Source organism: Actinoplanes subtropicus (assembly GCF_000721705.1).
Lineage (GTDB): Bacteria > Actinomycetota > Actinomycetes > Mycobacteriales > Micromonosporaceae > Actinoplanes > Actinoplanes subtropicus.
In genome coordinates this window covers 398,487-411,880 of record NZ_JOJL01000004.1, presented here as the reverse complement: position 1 = coordinate 411,880, position 13,394 = coordinate 398,487, and the positions used below count along the sequence as shown (strand labels likewise).

The 13,394-nt window shown below is 72.5% G+C and carries 14 protein-coding genes and 1 riboswitch; of the genes, 6 read left to right on the top strand and 8 right to left on the bottom strand.

What is annotated here, in order from left to right; all coding sequences use genetic code 11:
* Positions 1 to 29: 29 nt before the first annotated feature.
* A complete protein-coding gene (locus IH26_RS59605; protein WP_157437099.1) occupies positions 30 to 194 on the bottom strand; it encodes a hypothetical protein in 165 nt (54 codons plus the stop codon).
* 107 nt (positions 195 to 301) lie between these two features.
* Here IH26_RS59605 and IH26_RS0107660 point away from each other — a divergent pair, with 107 nt between their 5' ends.
* Positions 302 to 1,891 carry a hypothetical protein gene (locus IH26_RS0107660; RefSeq protein WP_030435414.1) on the top strand — a complete coding sequence of 530 codons (1,590 nt, stop codon included), beginning with the start codon at positions 302 to 304 and terminating at the stop codon, positions 1,889 to 1,891.
* Between the two features lie 7 nt (positions 1,892 to 1,898).
* On the opposite strand, the gene IH26_RS0107655 is transcribed toward IH26_RS0107660, so the two are convergent.
* The 3 genes from IH26_RS0107655 to IH26_RS0107645 form a co-directional block, all read right to left on the bottom strand.
* The gene (locus tag IH26_RS0107655) at positions 1,899 to 2,564 is read right to left on the bottom strand and encodes a hypothetical protein (RefSeq protein ID WP_051807689.1); all 666 of its coding nucleotides are present in this window, start codon (positions 2,562 to 2,564) and stop codon (positions 1,899 to 1,901) included.
* Positions 2,565 to 2,833: 269 nt separating this feature from the next.
* Positions 2,834 to 4,069 (bottom strand): pectate lyase family protein, encoded by a 1,236-nt coding sequence (locus IH26_RS0107650; RefSeq protein WP_051807687.1) that lies wholly within the window; start codon positions 4,067 to 4,069, stop codon positions 2,834 to 2,836.
* Positions 4,070 to 4,357: 288 nt separating this feature from the next.
* Positions 4,358 to 5,272 (bottom strand): SDR family oxidoreductase, encoded by a 915-nt coding sequence (locus tag IH26_RS0107645; protein WP_030435411.1) that lies wholly within the window; start codon positions 5,270 to 5,272, stop codon positions 4,358 to 4,360.
* 283 nt (positions 5,273 to 5,555) lie between these two features.
* Positions 5,556 to 5,760, top strand: a riboswitch (cobalamin riboswitch).
* 37 nt (positions 5,761 to 5,797) lie between these two features.
* Here IH26_RS0107645 and bluB point away from each other — a divergent pair.
* From bluB to IH26_RS55625, 5 genes are all read left to right on the top strand, one after another.
* On the top strand, positions 5,798 to 6,433 hold the full coding sequence (bluB, locus tag IH26_RS0107640) for a 5,6-dimethylbenzimidazole synthase (protein ID WP_030435410.1): 636 nt from the start codon (positions 5,798 to 5,800) through the stop codon (positions 6,431 to 6,433).
* A gap of 82 nt (positions 6,434 to 6,515) precedes the next feature.
* Positions 6,516 to 6,776 carry a hypothetical protein gene (locus IH26_RS0107635; RefSeq protein ID WP_030435409.1) on the top strand — a complete coding sequence of 87 codons (261 nt, stop codon included), beginning with the start codon at positions 6,516 to 6,518 and terminating at the stop codon, positions 6,774 to 6,776.
* A 42-nt stretch (positions 6,777 to 6,818) separates the two neighbouring features.
* Positions 6,819 to 7,811, top strand: coding sequence for a caspase family protein (locus IH26_RS53265; RefSeq protein ID WP_051807686.1), 993 nt, complete (start codon positions 6,819 to 6,821; stop codon positions 7,809 to 7,811).
* The gene (locus IH26_RS0107625) at positions 7,733 to 8,080 is read left to right on the top strand and encodes a PadR family transcriptional regulator (RefSeq protein ID WP_034213988.1); all 348 of its coding nucleotides are present in this window, start codon (positions 7,733 to 7,735) and stop codon (positions 8,078 to 8,080) included. Before IH26_RS53265 ends, IH26_RS0107625 begins: the two co-directional genes overlap by 79 nt.
* Complete coding sequence (locus IH26_RS55625; RefSeq protein ID WP_051807684.1) at positions 8,074 to 9,516, top strand: hypothetical protein; 1,443 nt, start codon at positions 8,074 to 8,076, stop codon at positions 9,514 to 9,516. Before IH26_RS0107625 ends, IH26_RS55625 begins: the two co-directional genes overlap by 7 nt.
* On the opposite strand, the gene IH26_RS0107615 is transcribed toward IH26_RS55625, so the two are convergent.
* The 4 genes from IH26_RS0107615 to IH26_RS0107600 all read right to left on the bottom strand — a co-directional run bounded on the left by IH26_RS0107615 (position 9,511) and on the right by IH26_RS0107600 (position 13,393).
* On the bottom strand, positions 9,511 to 10,473 hold the full coding sequence (locus IH26_RS0107615; RefSeq protein WP_030435405.1) for an NAD-dependent epimerase/dehydratase family protein: 963 nt from the start codon (positions 10,471 to 10,473) through the stop codon (positions 9,511 to 9,513). The genes IH26_RS55625 and IH26_RS0107615 overlap by 6 nt on opposite strands.
* 127 nt (positions 10,474 to 10,600) lie before the next feature.
* Positions 10,601 to 11,470, bottom strand: coding sequence for a hypothetical protein (locus IH26_RS0107610; RefSeq protein WP_030435404.1), 870 nt, complete (start codon positions 11,468 to 11,470; stop codon positions 10,601 to 10,603).
* 118 nt (positions 11,471 to 11,588) lie between these two features.
* Positions 11,589 to 12,440 carry a carbohydrate ABC transporter permease gene (locus IH26_RS0107605; protein ID WP_030435403.1) on the bottom strand — a complete coding sequence of 284 codons (852 nt, stop codon included), beginning with the start codon at positions 12,438 to 12,440 and terminating at the stop codon, positions 11,589 to 11,591.
* Positions 12,437 to 13,393, bottom strand: a complete 957-nt coding sequence (locus IH26_RS0107600; protein ID WP_030435402.1) for a carbohydrate ABC transporter permease — start codon at positions 13,391 to 13,393, stop codon at positions 12,437 to 12,439. The genes IH26_RS0107605 and IH26_RS0107600 overlap by 4 nt, the downstream gene beginning before the upstream one ends.
* Position 13,394 lies beyond the last annotated feature (1 nt).

Below are 13,394 nucleotides of genomic sequence, written 5' to 3'. Positions count from 1 at the left end.
GACGCCGGCAAGAACGACACCTGGCACCACTACGGCTCACTGGCCGCGGCGGCGTACGTCCGGGCGTTGCTGGAGCAGTGCGTGCCGTTGGGCCCGGCCGAGCCGGCCGCCCCGCCGCGTCCGGCGCACCGGCCGCCGTGGCGCGGCCGGCTGCCGGCGATCGGGCTCGCCGCGGCGGGCGGGCTCGCGGTCATGCTCGCGGCCAGCGCTGCCCCGGCGCCGGCCGTTGTCGTCTCGGCCGCGCTCGTCCTGGGCCTGATCCCCGGTCTGGCCAGAATCCGGCGGCGGCCGGGCCGCGTTCGTGGCCGCGCTCGGCGCGTACCTGGTGGGCGTGCTCAGCGGCGTCTACGAGCTGGCGGTGGTCGCCGGGTTCGCCGCCGCGTTCAGCTGGCGACCCCTCACCCTCGTGCGGGCCGGCCCCGGGTACGCGGCGGGCATCGGGCTCGCCGCGGCGCTGGCGGTGGCCCCGATCCGGCTCGCGGAATACTTCCATCTGCTCAGGCTGGAGCCGACGCTCACCGAGGGCTTCGCGGCCGGGTTCTCCGACGGCGCGGTCAGCGGATGGGACCAGGACGTCAACGGTGCGGTGGCGACCGCGACGGTCATCGCCCTGGTGGTGGCCCTCGGCATGCGGTTCGCGCCGGGGCCGCCGGTGTCCTGGCCGGCCGCCCGTGTCGCCGCGCCGGCCTGCGGTCTCGTGGTGGCCGCCGTCAACACGTTCGCCGACTCGTACCGGCCGTTCCTGGCGCACGGCTACCTGCTGGCGCCGGCCGAGGGGCTCCTGGTGGCCGTGGCGGTGTGGTTCACCCTCACGGTCGTCGGGGACGGTGGCCGGAGGCACGTGCGTCCGCTTCCGGTCGCGGCCGGCGCGGCAGTGGTCACGGCCGTCGTCAGCGGAGTCGGCAACGCCGCCAAGGCCGACCTCTCCGGCGGGTGGTGGCGCGGGCTGGCCGACGCGGTCGCCGTGGCCGTGGTGGTCTGGTCGGTCCTTCGCTCCCGGATGACGGCGTCGTCGCGGCCGTGGCCGGTCGCTCCGGTCCTCACCGGTCTCGGCGCCGGTGTGCTCGCGGCGGCCTGCTACGCGATGGCCCTTGGCCGCGACGCGGACGGCACGTTCTCGCCCCGTCCGGGATATGCGCTGATGTTCGGCACCACCGTCGCCGTGATCCTGCTCTCCCGACCCTGGTGGCCGGCCTGGTACCGGGCGCCGTTCTTCGTGCTGGGCGTCTTCACGGCGGTCGCCGCCGGGCTGGTCGCCGGGATGGCCTACGGGCTGTTCGCCGGCCTGGTGGCGGGCCTGGCCAGCAAGGTCGCCACCGAGATGGCACACCGCTCCACCCCGGCGCTGACCTGGCGCCCGTCCTATCCCGGCATCGTCGGCGGCGGCCTGCTGGGCGGTACGGTCGCGGCCGGAGCGAGCGTCGCCGGGCTCGACCCGCGGTACCTGCCGCTCTTCGGCGTGTCGGCGGGGCTGGCCGCGGCGCTGGCCTTCGGTAGCCGGGGGCAGAACGATCCGGACGGGGCCATGTCGCCCCGGCGGCTGCTCGTCCTCGACCGTACGGTAATGCTGATCTGCACCCTCGGCGTCGCCGCGACGGTGGGCATCGCCGTCGGGGTGCGCACCACCGCGGGCGGGTCGAGCCCGGCCGCCGCCGTGATCGCCGCCTTGACCACGGCGTGCACGTACGGGCTGACCGCGGGCCTGACCGTCGCCGTGGCGCAGAGCCGCTCGGCCGCCTACGCCGCGGCGGTCGCGGTGCACGCGGCACGGGGCGACCTGCCGCCGCGCCCGATGCGCTTCCTCGAGGACGCGCACCGCAAGGGCGTCCTGCGCCAGTACGGCCCGGTCTATCGCCTGCGCCACCAGGACCTGGCGCCCTACCTTCAGTAGCGTCCCCTCAGGCCAAGGGGTACTCGGCGGGCATCTCCGCCGGGTCGCCCAGCACCTGCGGGTTGTCGGCCCACAGGGATCGCATCTGGTCCTGCATGAAGCCGAGCAGCCGCAGCCGGTAGTCGCGGTCGAACTGCTCCAGCGACTCGATCTGGCGCAGCAGCGCGTCCCGGCCGGCCTGCAGCCGCTCCAGGACGTCGTCGTACTCGGTCCTGGCCTGGCGCCGCAGTTCCTCGGCGCTCAGCCGCGCGTCGGAGCCGACCCGCTCGGCCCGGGACCGCGCGTCGGACATGATGATCATCGCGCGCTGCTCGATCTCGTCCGCCCGCTCCTGGGCGTTCCGGGCGACGCTCTCCGCGGCGTTGTTGGCCTCGGCCAGCATCTGCTCGGCCTTGCGGCGGATGTCCTCGGCGTACGACTCGGCGTCGCGCAGCACCTCGCCGGCCGACGCGAGGGCCCGGGCCCGGATGTTCTCCGCCTCGAGGCGGGTCGAGCGGAGGTGCTCCTCGGCCGTCCGCTGCGCCATGACCAGCACCTCCATGGCGCGGTCCGGGCTCTCGTCGGCGAACGGCTGGTCGATCGCGTACCGATCCGCCGGGTGCCGCGTGGCGCGCCGCCCGCCGAAGTCCCAGCCGGCCGCCAGGCCGGTACCCTCGCTACGATCGTCGGCCACGTCGGGCCTCCAAGAATCGTTCCGTCGCCCACCGGCCTGACCTGCATCTCGATACGAGAAACGGCCCGAGCGGGTTCAACGGGACGCCCGGCCACCCCGAATTCACAGGGTAGGCCGGGCGTCCGCCGCGGCCGGCGTCAGATCTTGCCGGCGCGGGTGCCGGCGTCCGCCGCGGTCGGCGTCAGATCTTGCCGGCGCGGGTGCCGGCGTCCGCCGCGGCCGGCGTCAGATCTTGCCGGCGCGGGTGCCGGCGTCCGCTTCGTCAGTTGTCAGATCTTGCCGGTGCCGGCGTTGGCGAGCACCGAGGCGGCCACCTGCGAGGTGGGCAGCTTGGTGTACTTGTAGCCGCTGGGCAGCGACCAGTTCACCGAACTCGGCGCCGTGCAGCCGGCGAGCGCGGCCCCGTCGACCGTCGAGCCGCTGTCGGAGAAGCTGCCCTCCGGGTTGGCCGTGTTCGGGTTGGTCACCACGTCCGTGCAGCGCCCCGCGGTCGCCCCGGTGATGGTGAAGACGTTGTTCTCCGAGATGATCTGCGACTTGATCCCGGTGCCGATGCTGTACAGGTGCGGGTAGACCGGGTCGCTCTTGCTGCCGACGAAGTAGTTGTTGACCGAGTGCACCTCGCCGAACCGCACCCGCGGCGCCCGCTGGGTGATGTCCCGGTACAGGTTGCCGATGAACGTGATGGTCTGGTGCCCGATGTCGGCGGTCTTGCTGTCCGACTGGCCGACCAGCGAGTTCTTGTCGTGCTTCTCGAAGATCGTGTTGGACACCGTGATGAAGTCCGACGTGTTCTTGATGTCCAGCGAGCCGTCGTGGCACTGGATGTTCTTGCGGACGCCGTTCTTGTCCGTGTTGCCGAGCGGCTCCATGTCGTCGGTGTACGGCGCGTCGGTGAACCACATGTGGTCGATCCAGACGTGCGTGGAGCCGTCCACGGTCATCCCGTCGAACTCCGAGTTGTAGTTGCCGGCCCCGTCCCCGGAGTCCCACTTCGGCGCCAGGTCACACGGGTTGGTGACCTTGATGTTCCGGATGATGACGTTGTCGACCTTGGAGAGCTTGAACCACCCGTTCGGCAGGTACGCGTTCGCCCCCACCCCGATGATCGTGGTGTTCGGCTGCAGCTTGACCTCGGCCCGCGATGCCTGATCCGAGTGGCTGGTGTACGGCTTGCCCTCGGTCATGTCGATGCTGCCGACCCACTTGATGATCTTCGGCGCCTTCTTGTCGGTCTTACCGGTAGCCGGGTCGGTACCGGCCAGAGCGGCCAGCAACTGCGCCCGCGTGGAGACGGTGTACGTGTGCGCGGCCGTAGCCGCCGAGCCACCGGCCGTACCGCCGGACTGCGCGGCCCACCCGGTATCGGCCACGGCCGTGGAGCCGTCCGCCAGGGCGGCCGCGGGCACGGTGGCCGCGTTGGCATGCGTCATGACCAAGCCCACCCCACCCCCGGCGAGCAGGGCGGCGGACGCCGCGAGGACACGGGTCGGTTTCAGTTTCATGGGAGCACTCCTGGAAGCAGGGAGACCCGAAACGCCCGGCGGAAAGCGCTTTCCTGGTCGATTGAGGCTCATCGTTACATGGGAGCGCTCCCGAGTAAAGCCCCACAACTCACCGCACCGAGCGCCCCGGCATTCCCCCGGCCTCCACGGCTCGCCACGGCCCCGCAGCCACCGCCCACCACCGCCCCGCATCCCGCGGCTCACCACCGCCCCGCAGCCACCGCCCACCACCGCCCCGCAGCCACCGCATCACCGGCCCCGCAGCCGAGCGGCAGCCACGCCCCACGCTCACCCGAAGAACCGCACCCCCGCCAGCCGCTCGGACTCCGCCCACATCCGCGCGGCCGCGCCCGGATCGGCGATGTACCGATACGCCCGCTGCTCGCCCGGCACCCCGGTCAGATGCAGCAACCCCGACGGCCCGTAGAGCACCCCACCACCTGCCTCCGGACTGGTCACCGCGTACAGCGCGGGCAGCGCTCCCTCCTCGGCCGTCTGCGCGAGCACCCCGAACCGGCTCAGGAACCCGATGACCCGCGCCGGCGCCCGCCCCGCGAGCAGGTTGGTGGCCGCGATCCCCGGATGCGCCACGTTGCTGACGATCCCCCACCCGTACGCCCGGCTGCGCCGATCGAACTCCATCGCGACCAGCGCCCCGGCGATCTTCGAGCTGCTGTACGCCCGGCTCGCCCGGTACCTCCCGGTCCACTGCGGGTCGTCCCAGGCCACCCCGTACGAGTTGGCCCCGAACGACGTCTGCGTGGTGACCCTGGCGCGCCCGGCCCGCAGCAACGGCAGCAGCCGCGCCATCAGCGCGAAGTGCCCCAGATGATTGACCGCGAACTGCAACTCGAAGCCGTCCACCGACTCCACCCGCTCGGGCGGCGTCATCACCCCCGCGTTGTTGACCAGAATGTCGATCGGCCGTCCCTCCCCGAGCGCCCCCTCAGCGAACCCCCGCACCGACTCCAGCGACGCCAGATCCAGATCCCGGACACTCACCTTGGCCCCGATCACCCGCCCCCGGATCCGCTCGGCCGCACCCTCCCCCTTCCCCCGGTTCCGTACGGGCATGACCACCTCGGCCCCGGCCGCCGCCAACCGGGAGGCCAGCTCGAACCCCAGCCCATCGCTGGCCCCGGTGACGACGGCCAGCTTCCCGGTCTGGCCGGGGACGACGATCTCCGCTTTCCGACGCCTCATGGCGACCCTCCCTGAAGCTCGTTGGGCAACACGTAGAGCGTCCCGGACTTCCCGGCCGATATTCAGGCCCGGCTTCTCCGGGGACCGGCCATGCTGGGATACCGCGTCATTTGTCCACCGCGGCGAAATCGACCGCCCGAAACGCTCGCCGCCCGCGAATACGGGCCAGCACAGAGGATCGGCGGCCGGCAACCGCCGATACCGCTGGCCGGCGTTCGGACGGGACCGCCATGATCAAGACCCTTGCCGCGTACGGCGTCGGCCGGCGGGTAGCGTACGGACCGGCATGAACTTGTTGCGAGGTGCCCGGGCCGGCGACGGCCCGGGAGAATCGGGAAGCCGGTGCGAATCCGGCACGGGCCCGCCGCGGTGACCGGGGAGCTGCCGCCCACGCGCGTTTGCGCAGCCACTGGCCCAAGGGGCTGGGAAGGCGGGCGGTGCGGTGACGATCCGGGAGTCCGAAGACCGGCCTCGCGCCTGACGGCCCCGGCGTGCCCGGGGCATGAGCGCAGCGGGAGCCTGCCCATGACGCACGACCTGTACGAGATCATTCACCGCCGCCGCGACGTGCGTGGCGAGTTCACCGGCGAGCCGGTCCCGGACGCCACGCTCGACCGCATCCTGACCGCCGCGCACGCCGCGCCCAGCGTCGGCCTGTCCCAGCCGTGGGACTTCGTCGTCATCCGGGACCGGGCGGTGCGGGAGGCGTTCCACGAGCACGTCTGCTACGAACGTACGGTGTACGCCGCCGGCCTGACGGCGGAGGCGGCCGCCCGGTTCGCCCGTATCAAGATCGACGGGGTCCTGGAGTCAACGCTCTCGATCGTGGTCACCTACGACCCGCGGCGCGGCGGTCCCGCCGTGCTGGGCCGGCACGCGATCGCCGACGCCGGCCTGTACTCGGTGTGCCTGGCCATCCAGAACCTCTGGCTGGCGGCCACCGCCGAGCGGCTCGGCGTGGGCTGGGTGTCCTTCTACCGGGAGGACTTCCTGCGGGACCTGCTCGGTGTCCCGGCCGGCGTGCGGCCGGTGGCGTGGCTCTGCCTGGGGCCGGTCACCGCGCTCCAGGAGACGCCCGACCTGGAGCGTCACGGCTGGCGCAGCCGCCGGCCGCTGCATCTGGCCCGCCACGACGAGCGCTGGACCGTCGCCGGCGGGTGACCGGGCCGTCGGCCGCAGATAGCCGACACCATCGGCGGGCCGGTCACGTTACGATCGCGCGACCACTGCGATCGGAGGTCCGATGACCGACGAGACCGGGATCTCCCTGCGGATCACGTCGGCGGCGGCCGATGTGGATCCGGCGGAGGTGGAGGAGCTCGCCCTCCACCTGCGCCGGGAGCTGCTGGCGTCGGGCATTCCCGGTGTCGACCGGGTGGCCGCAGGGCCTGCCCCCGAGGGGACCAGGGCCGTCGAGCTGATCGCCGCCGGTGTCGGCTTCCTGCTCACCGGGTTGTCCGCGGCGGCGGAGGCCGCCCAGGTCGCCGACTTCGTCCGGCGCTGACAGTCCCAGCATCCGCGGCGGCAGCGGATCAGTGTCTCCGTCGTGGCGGGTGGCGTAACGGGTCGGCCGGCCCCGGCCGGCCGGCGCAGCGCGCTGCTGGTCGCGAACGCGGCCTACCGCGATCCGGGGCTCAGCCGGTTACGGTCGCCGGTTCCGGACATCCGTGCGCTGGCCGACGTCCTCGGCGCGCCGGCGATCGGGGCGTTCGAGGTCGACACGCTCACCGACGCCGACGAGGCCGTGCTGCGCCGCCGGGTCGCGGCCTTCTTCGCCGACCGCGGCCCCGACGACGTACTGCTGCTGCATTTCTCCTGCCACGGCCTGAAGGATCAGCGGGGCCGCCGCTATCTCGCCGCCGCCGACACCGAACTGAGCGCGCTGGCGGCCACCGGCCTGCCCGCCTCGTTCGTCTCCGAGCAGATGGGCGAATCCGCGTCCCGCTCGGTCCTGCTCGTCCTGGACTGTTGCTACAGCGGCGCGTTCGCCCACGACACGGCGGTCCGCGCCGACCGGAGCGTGCACATTGCCGACGCGTTCCGGGGCGGCGGCACGGGCCGGGTCGTGCTGACGGCGTCGAGCGCCACCGAGTACTCGTTCGAGGGCGGCCGGATCACCTCGTACGAGGCGCAGCCGTCGGTGTTCACCGAGGCACTCGTGCGGGGGCTGCGGACCGGGGCGGCCGACCTCGACCACGACGGCGAGATCTCGGTCGACGAGTTGTTCGAGCACGCCTCCCAGCGCGTACGGGAAGCTCAAGTGGGCCAGGTGCCGCGCAAGTGGGCATACGAGTCGACGGGCCCGCTCGTGGTCGCCCGCAGCGTGCGCCCCGCCGTGCTGCCCGACGAGATCCGCTCGGACCTGGCCAGCGACCGGCGCGTGTTGCGGCTGGAGGCGGTCCGGGCCCTCGCTGATCTCGGCTCCTTGCCACGTACTAAGATGATCTATATATTGCCCGTATGGCCGCGTCGATGCGTGAACCCACCTTCTGGATCCTCACCGCTCTGGCTTCCGAGGCGAGGCATGGGTACGGGGTGATCCGCGAGGCCGCCGCGTTGTCCGGCGGCCGGGTCACCCTGCAGCCCGGCACCCTCTACGCCGCGCTCGACCGGCTGGCGGACGAGGGGCTGGTCGAGGTCGACCGGGAGGAGATCGTCGACGGCCGGACCCGGCGCTACTACCGGCTCACCCAGCCGGGCGCGACCGCGCTGGGCGCCGAGACCGAGCGCCTGCGGGCCAGCGCCGACGCCGCGGCCGCCCAGCTCAAACGCTTCGGGCACGGAACGGCCGGGCGCCCGGCGTGGTGACCGACGACCAGCGGCTCGTCCGCGCCTACCGCCGGCTGCTCCGGTTTTACCCGCCCGGGCCCCGGCGCGACGAGTTGCTGGGCACGCTGATCGAGTGCGCGCCGCCCGGCCGGCGCCGCCCGGCCCCGTCCGAAGTGGTCAACCTGGTCCGGCACGGCCTGCGGGCGCGGCTCGGCCGGCCCCGCAGCCGGGGAATCGTCGTGCTGGCGCTGCTCATCGCGCTGGCCGCCGGCTTCCTCGGGGCCGGCGCCGCCGGCCGGCTGGGCCTCGAGGCCGTCGGGTCGCTGCCGGTGGGCGCCGAGGCGGCCGAGCTCAACGAGACCGTCTTCCCCGGCCTGACGGTGTGGGGCGGCAGCGACGCCGCGAAGATCGTCACCCAGGGCGACGGCGAGGGCATCGAGTACGGGTACGCCGTCTCCTGGGTCAAGTCCACGCCGGCCACCCGGGACGTCGCCGGCTACACCGCCGCCGCCCGGTCCCGGCTCGAGGCGTCCGGCTGGACCATCACCGGCGTCGACCCGCCGCTGGACGAGACGGATATGGTCGGGGCGAATCCCGCCGACCGGGCCGAGGGGTTCACCGCCGAGCGCGGCGGCCTGGCACTGCACTTCACCGACTACCTCCGGCCCGGTGCTCCGTGGTACGACGGCGACGGCAACGCGACGTACGCCATCTGGCATCGCCCGCCGTGGTGGGTGACGGGTGTCGCCTGGCTCGGCGGCCTGCTCGCCGCGGCGCTTTCCTGGCTGCTCACCGGCTGGATGAGCCGCCGGGTGCGGTCGCGACCGGCCGCGGCGCTGGGCGTGGCCGGCGCGGTCTGCTGCCTGCTCGGCATCCTGCCCGCCGCCCTGCTCGCGCTCCCCGGCAGCGGCACGGCGGACGAGACCGCCGCGCCGTTCTGGCAGGGACTCGCCTACCTCGGCACCGGACCGGCCGTCCTCGCCGGCCTCGTGGCGGCCCTGATGGTCGCGGCGGTCGTCCTGAAGAAGCCACGGTCGCACCGGGCGCTCGCCGCGCTGGTCGCCGCCGGGACGATCGTGCTGGGCCTGGGCCTCTACCGGGCGGACACCGGGCGCCTGGCCGCCGGCTCCTGCACGCCGACGGTGCCGTCCGGGGTCGTGGACCCGCCGAGCGCACGCCTGAGCTACCGCTCCCGCGTCTTCATCGACCCCGCCACCCCCGCCGAGGAACGCAACCTGATCGAGGCGGCCTTCCGGCGCGCCTTCGGCGGCGGCTACACCTTCAGCGGCGCGCCGACCCCCGGCTTCGCGGACGCCTTCTGCGGCCACGACCGGCTCGCCGCCGGCGCCGAGCGGACGCTGCCGTGGTACTGGAGCGTCGACCTGGCCAGCCCCGGCCTGTTCGGCGGGATGGCCAACGAGGTCAGGAACATGCCCGGCATCGTCGCCGTCCAGCACCTCCCGTCCGGCTCATAGCACCGCCAGCGGGTTCGCGACCTCCAGCTCCCCGTTGTCGATGAGCCACCGGATCGACTCCAGCACCGCCTCCTCCGGCTGGTAGCGCGGCGCATACCCGAGCACCCGCCGCGCCTTGTCGATGCTGAAGTAGTGGTCGCGGACCAGGTGCTCCCAGCTGGCCTGCGCCGCCTCCGGTTCGGTCCGGCCGCGGAACTCCTCCCAGGTCACCGTGCGCAGGGCGGCCTTCCGGCCGAACCACGATGCCGCGATCTCGGCGTACCCGCGGACGTTCAGCGCGGACGGCGCCACCACCGAGAAATCCTCGCCCGCCGCGGCCTCCCGCCGGTCGATGGCGGCCTCGAATGCCTGGGCCACGTCGTCGGCGTGGACGTGGTGCATGAACTCCGTGCCGATCCCCGGCACGTCGAGGGGCTCGCCGGCCGACAGCCTCCGCCAGACCGCGGGGTCGAGGTTGCCGAGCGGGCCGATCGGGTGCCAGCCCGGCCCGACGATGTGACCGGGGTGCAGCGACGTCGTGGCCAGCCCGCCGGCCCGGGTCTCGTCCTTCAGCATGCGGGCGATGGCGTCCTTCGCGATGCCGTACTCGCCGATCGGCGGTGGCGCGTCCTCCTCGGTGACCGGCACCCGGCGGCTCGGGCCGGCCCGCCAGATCGAGCCGCAGTGCAGCAGGTGGCCGGTCTCGCCGCGCAGCCGCTCGACCAGGCTGGTCGCCGAGGGAAGCGTGAAGCAGATCAGGTCGACCACGACGTCGGGCCGCAGGCCGGCGACGCGGTCGTCGAAGGTCTCGTCCTCCCGGTCCGCGGTCACCTGGCTGACCTGCTCCCAGGCCGGGTCCTCGGCGTAGCTGGACCTCTTGCCCCGGCTCACGTTGACCACCTCGTGGCCGGCGCGGACCAGCCGGGGGATCAGGAAGGTGCCGATGTGCCCGCTGCCGCCGACGACCACGACTTTCATTTGGCCAGGCTACGCCGGGTGACCGGCGGGCGGCAGGGGGTGCGGGCCGGAACGGGGGCACCACCCCGTTCCGGCCCGCTTCCCTCTCCCCCGGGTTCCGCGCGCTCCGGCGGTTCCCCGATGGGTGTCACCGCGCCCCCTTCAGCGCGGCGCACCCCTGCTCGTCCGGCAGCAGCGGCCGGAAGGTGACGGCCCACTGGCTGCCGCCGCTGGTCCAGGGGGTGATCACGGTGGAGTCCTTGGCCGCGGCCAGCACCTTGTCCTTGTCGGCGCCGGTGGCCGCGACGCAGCCGATGCCGATGTTCGTGTTCAGCATGTCGCCGGGCAGCGCCGGGCCGGGCCACGCCTGCGGCTTCGTCGACGGCTCGGAGGACTGCGGCGGGACGTATTTGCGGGCCAGCACGGCGACCGTGGTGGGCTGGTAGGCGACCGGCTTGGCCACGCCCTCGGCCCCGGAGAGACCCTCCACCGTCCGCACGTACGTGGCCAGCTTGGTCCGCGCCGTGCGCTGCGCGACGGTCAGGCGCGGGTCGGTCGGCTGGGCCTCGTTCAGCGCGACCACGCTCACCGACTGGTCGCCGACCGTCACCCGGGTCGACGGGGCGTCGGCGATGTTCGGGCTGCCGAAGTCGGCGCCGTTGCGCACGCCGGCCTCCCTGCCCTGCCGTACGAGATCCTGCACGAACTCCGGCGTGAGCAGCTGCTCCTGGATGTTGGGCAGCGACCGGGCCGGGTAGATCATGGCGTGCGGGCCCTCGGTGATCAGCCGGCCGTCACCGTAGACGCTGACGGCGGGGATGCGGCCGACGGTCATCTCGGCGGGGACGAACCCGCCCACGGACTCGACGCGGATCACCAGCGTGTTCGCATCCGCGGGGACGGAGGCGCTCTCGGTGGCGTGCGTGTCCGAAGCGCCCGCCGGTGCGTTCCCGGCGCAGGCGCTGAGCAAGAAGAGGGGAACGGTTGCGGCCAAGAGGGTGCCGCGGAGACGAGTCATGCCCGGTTGGACGAGCCAGGCGTACGGAAGGTTCCGGCTTGTCCCCGGAAATCCGCAGAAAAGGTGGCTGTGCCGCTACCGGCGCCTGGTCCTACGGACGGCGCGGAGAACCCGGGCGCTACTTGACGGAGCCGAGGGACAAGCCCTGCACCAGCTTGTCCTGGGCGGCGAAGCCGGCCACCAGCACCGGCAGCGACACCACGAACGCGGCCGCGCACAGCTGGGCGAGGAACAACCCCTGGCTGGTGACGAACCCGGTCAGGAACACCGGCGCGGTCTCGGCCACGGTGGCGGTCAGCACCCGGGCGAACAGCAGTTCGTTCCAGCTGAAGATGAAGCAGATCAGCGCGGTCGCGGCGATGCCCGGCATGACCACCGGGGCGATCACCGAGCGTAGCGTCTTGCTCAGGCCGGCGCCGTCGACCGAGGCGGCCTCGAGCATCTCGACCGGCACCTCGGAGAGGAACGAGCGCATCATCCAGACCGCGATCGGCAGGTTCATCGAGGTGTAGAAGATGATCAGCAGCCAGATGTTGTCGAGCAGCCCAGCCTTCTGCGCGAACAGGTACAGCGGCAGGAGACCGGCCACCACCGGCAACATCTTCGTGCTGAGGAAGAAGAACAGCACGTCGGTCCACTTGCGCACGGGTTTGATGCTGAGGGCGTACGCGGCGGGGAAGCACAACAGGAGCACGAGGACCGTCGACAGGATGCTCGCCGTGAGGCTGTTGAGCAAGGGCGGCCACGGCGAGGCGCCCCCGGAGAAGAACTCGCGGTACCCGTCGAGCGTCAGTGGGGCAAAGACCTTGGGCGGGTTGGTGGCCGCATCCGCCTCGGAGTGGAACGAGGTCAGCACCATCCACAGCACCGGCAGCACGAACAGGATGCCGACCACCCAGGCCAGCAGGGACAGCCAGGGCCCGCCGCGGTCCTTCTTCCTCGGAACGGACGGAACAGCGACCACGCTCATCGGCCGGCCTCCTGCTTGAAGAGGGACGAGACGGTCCGCAGCGCGAACGTCGCGATGATGATCGTGCCGAGGACCACGATGACGGCGGCCGCGGAGGCCCGGCCGTAGTCGTGGGCCTGGTAGAAGATCTGGTAGATCGTGTACGGGAGATTCGCCGTACCCAATCCGCCCGACGTGATCGTGAAGACCGCGTCGAAGTTCTGCACGATGTAGATCGACCCGAGCAGCGCGCCCAGTTCCAGGTACTGCCGCAGGTGCGGGAGCGTCATGCTGCGGAAGATCTGCCAGCCGTTGGCGCCGTCGATCCGGGCCGCCTCGATCACGTCGAGCGGACGCCCCTGCAGGCCGGCCAGCAGGATCAGCATCATGAACGGGGTCCACTGCCAGACCAGGGCGAAGATGACCGCCCACAGCGGCATGTTGCTGATCCAGTCGGGCTGCGGCGGGTGGTCCGAGCCGAAGAGCTTCCACACCCATGTGATCGCGCCGTTGAACAGGCCGTACTCCGGGTTGTAGAGGGCGTGCTTCCAGAGCAGCGCGGCGGCCACCGGGACCACCAGGAACGGCGCGATCATCATGGTCCGCACCGCGCCGCGGCCGCGGAACCTGCGGTCGAGCAGCAGGGCGATGCCCAGCCCAAGGAGCAGGCTGATGATCACGACGCCGGCGGTGAGCCAGATCGTGGTGAGCACCGCGTCGCGCATGTTGACGTCGGTGAACACCCGTTTGAAGTTGTCGAAGCCGGCGAAGCCGACCTCGTCCGGGTAGTAGGCGTTCCAGTTCATGAACGAGATGACCAGGGTGGCCACGAACGGCAGCTGGGTCACGATGATCATGAAGACCAGGGCCGGCATCAGCGGCGCCCGGCGGGCCCAGGCGAGGCCGCGGGCGCTGCGGGACGGCTGCGGTTTCGCCTCGGGCCGGGAGGTGGTCTGCTCGGCGACGGACGTCATG

Bases quoted from the DNA above. Each gene is read 5' to 3' on its own strand.
- IH26_RS0107645 (WP_030435411.1), bottom strand. From the start codon at position 5,272: ATGAGGCGTCGGAAAGCGGAGATCGTCGTCCCCGGCCAGACCGGGAAG.
- IH26_RS0107615 (WP_030435405.1), bottom strand. From the start codon at position 10,473: ATGAAAGTCGTGGTCGTCGGCGGCAGCGGGCACATCGGCACCTTCCTG.
- IH26_RS0107650 (WP_051807687.1), bottom strand. From the start codon at position 4,069: ATGAAACTGAAACCGACCCGTGTCCTCGCGGCGTCCGCCGCCCTGCTC.
- IH26_RS0107610 (WP_030435404.1), bottom strand. From the start codon at position 11,470: ATGACTCGTCTCCGCGGCACCCTCTTGGCCGCAACCGTTCCCCTCTTC.
- IH26_RS0107625 (WP_034213988.1), top strand. From the start codon at position 7,733: ATGGCCGCGTCGATGCGTGAACCCACCTTCTGGATCCTCACCGCTCTG.
- IH26_RS0107605 (WP_030435403.1), bottom strand. From the start codon at position 12,440: ATGAGCGTGGTCGCTGTTCCGTCCGTTCCGAGGAAGAAGGACCGCGGC.
- IH26_RS0107635 (WP_030435409.1), top strand. From the start codon at position 6,516: ATGACCGACGAGACCGGGATCTCCCTGCGGATCACGTCGGCGGCGGCC.
- IH26_RS59605 (WP_157437099.1), bottom strand. From the start codon at position 194: ATGACCGCGAGCCCGCCCGCCGCGGCGAGCCCGATCGCCGGCAGCCGG.
- IH26_RS0107600 (WP_030435402.1), bottom strand. From the start codon at position 13,393: ATGACGTCCGTCGCCGAGCAGACCACCTCCCGGCCCGAGGCGAAACCG.
- bluB (WP_030435410.1), top strand. From the start codon at position 5,798: ATGACGCACGACCTGTACGAGATCATTCACCGCCGCCGCGACGTGCGT.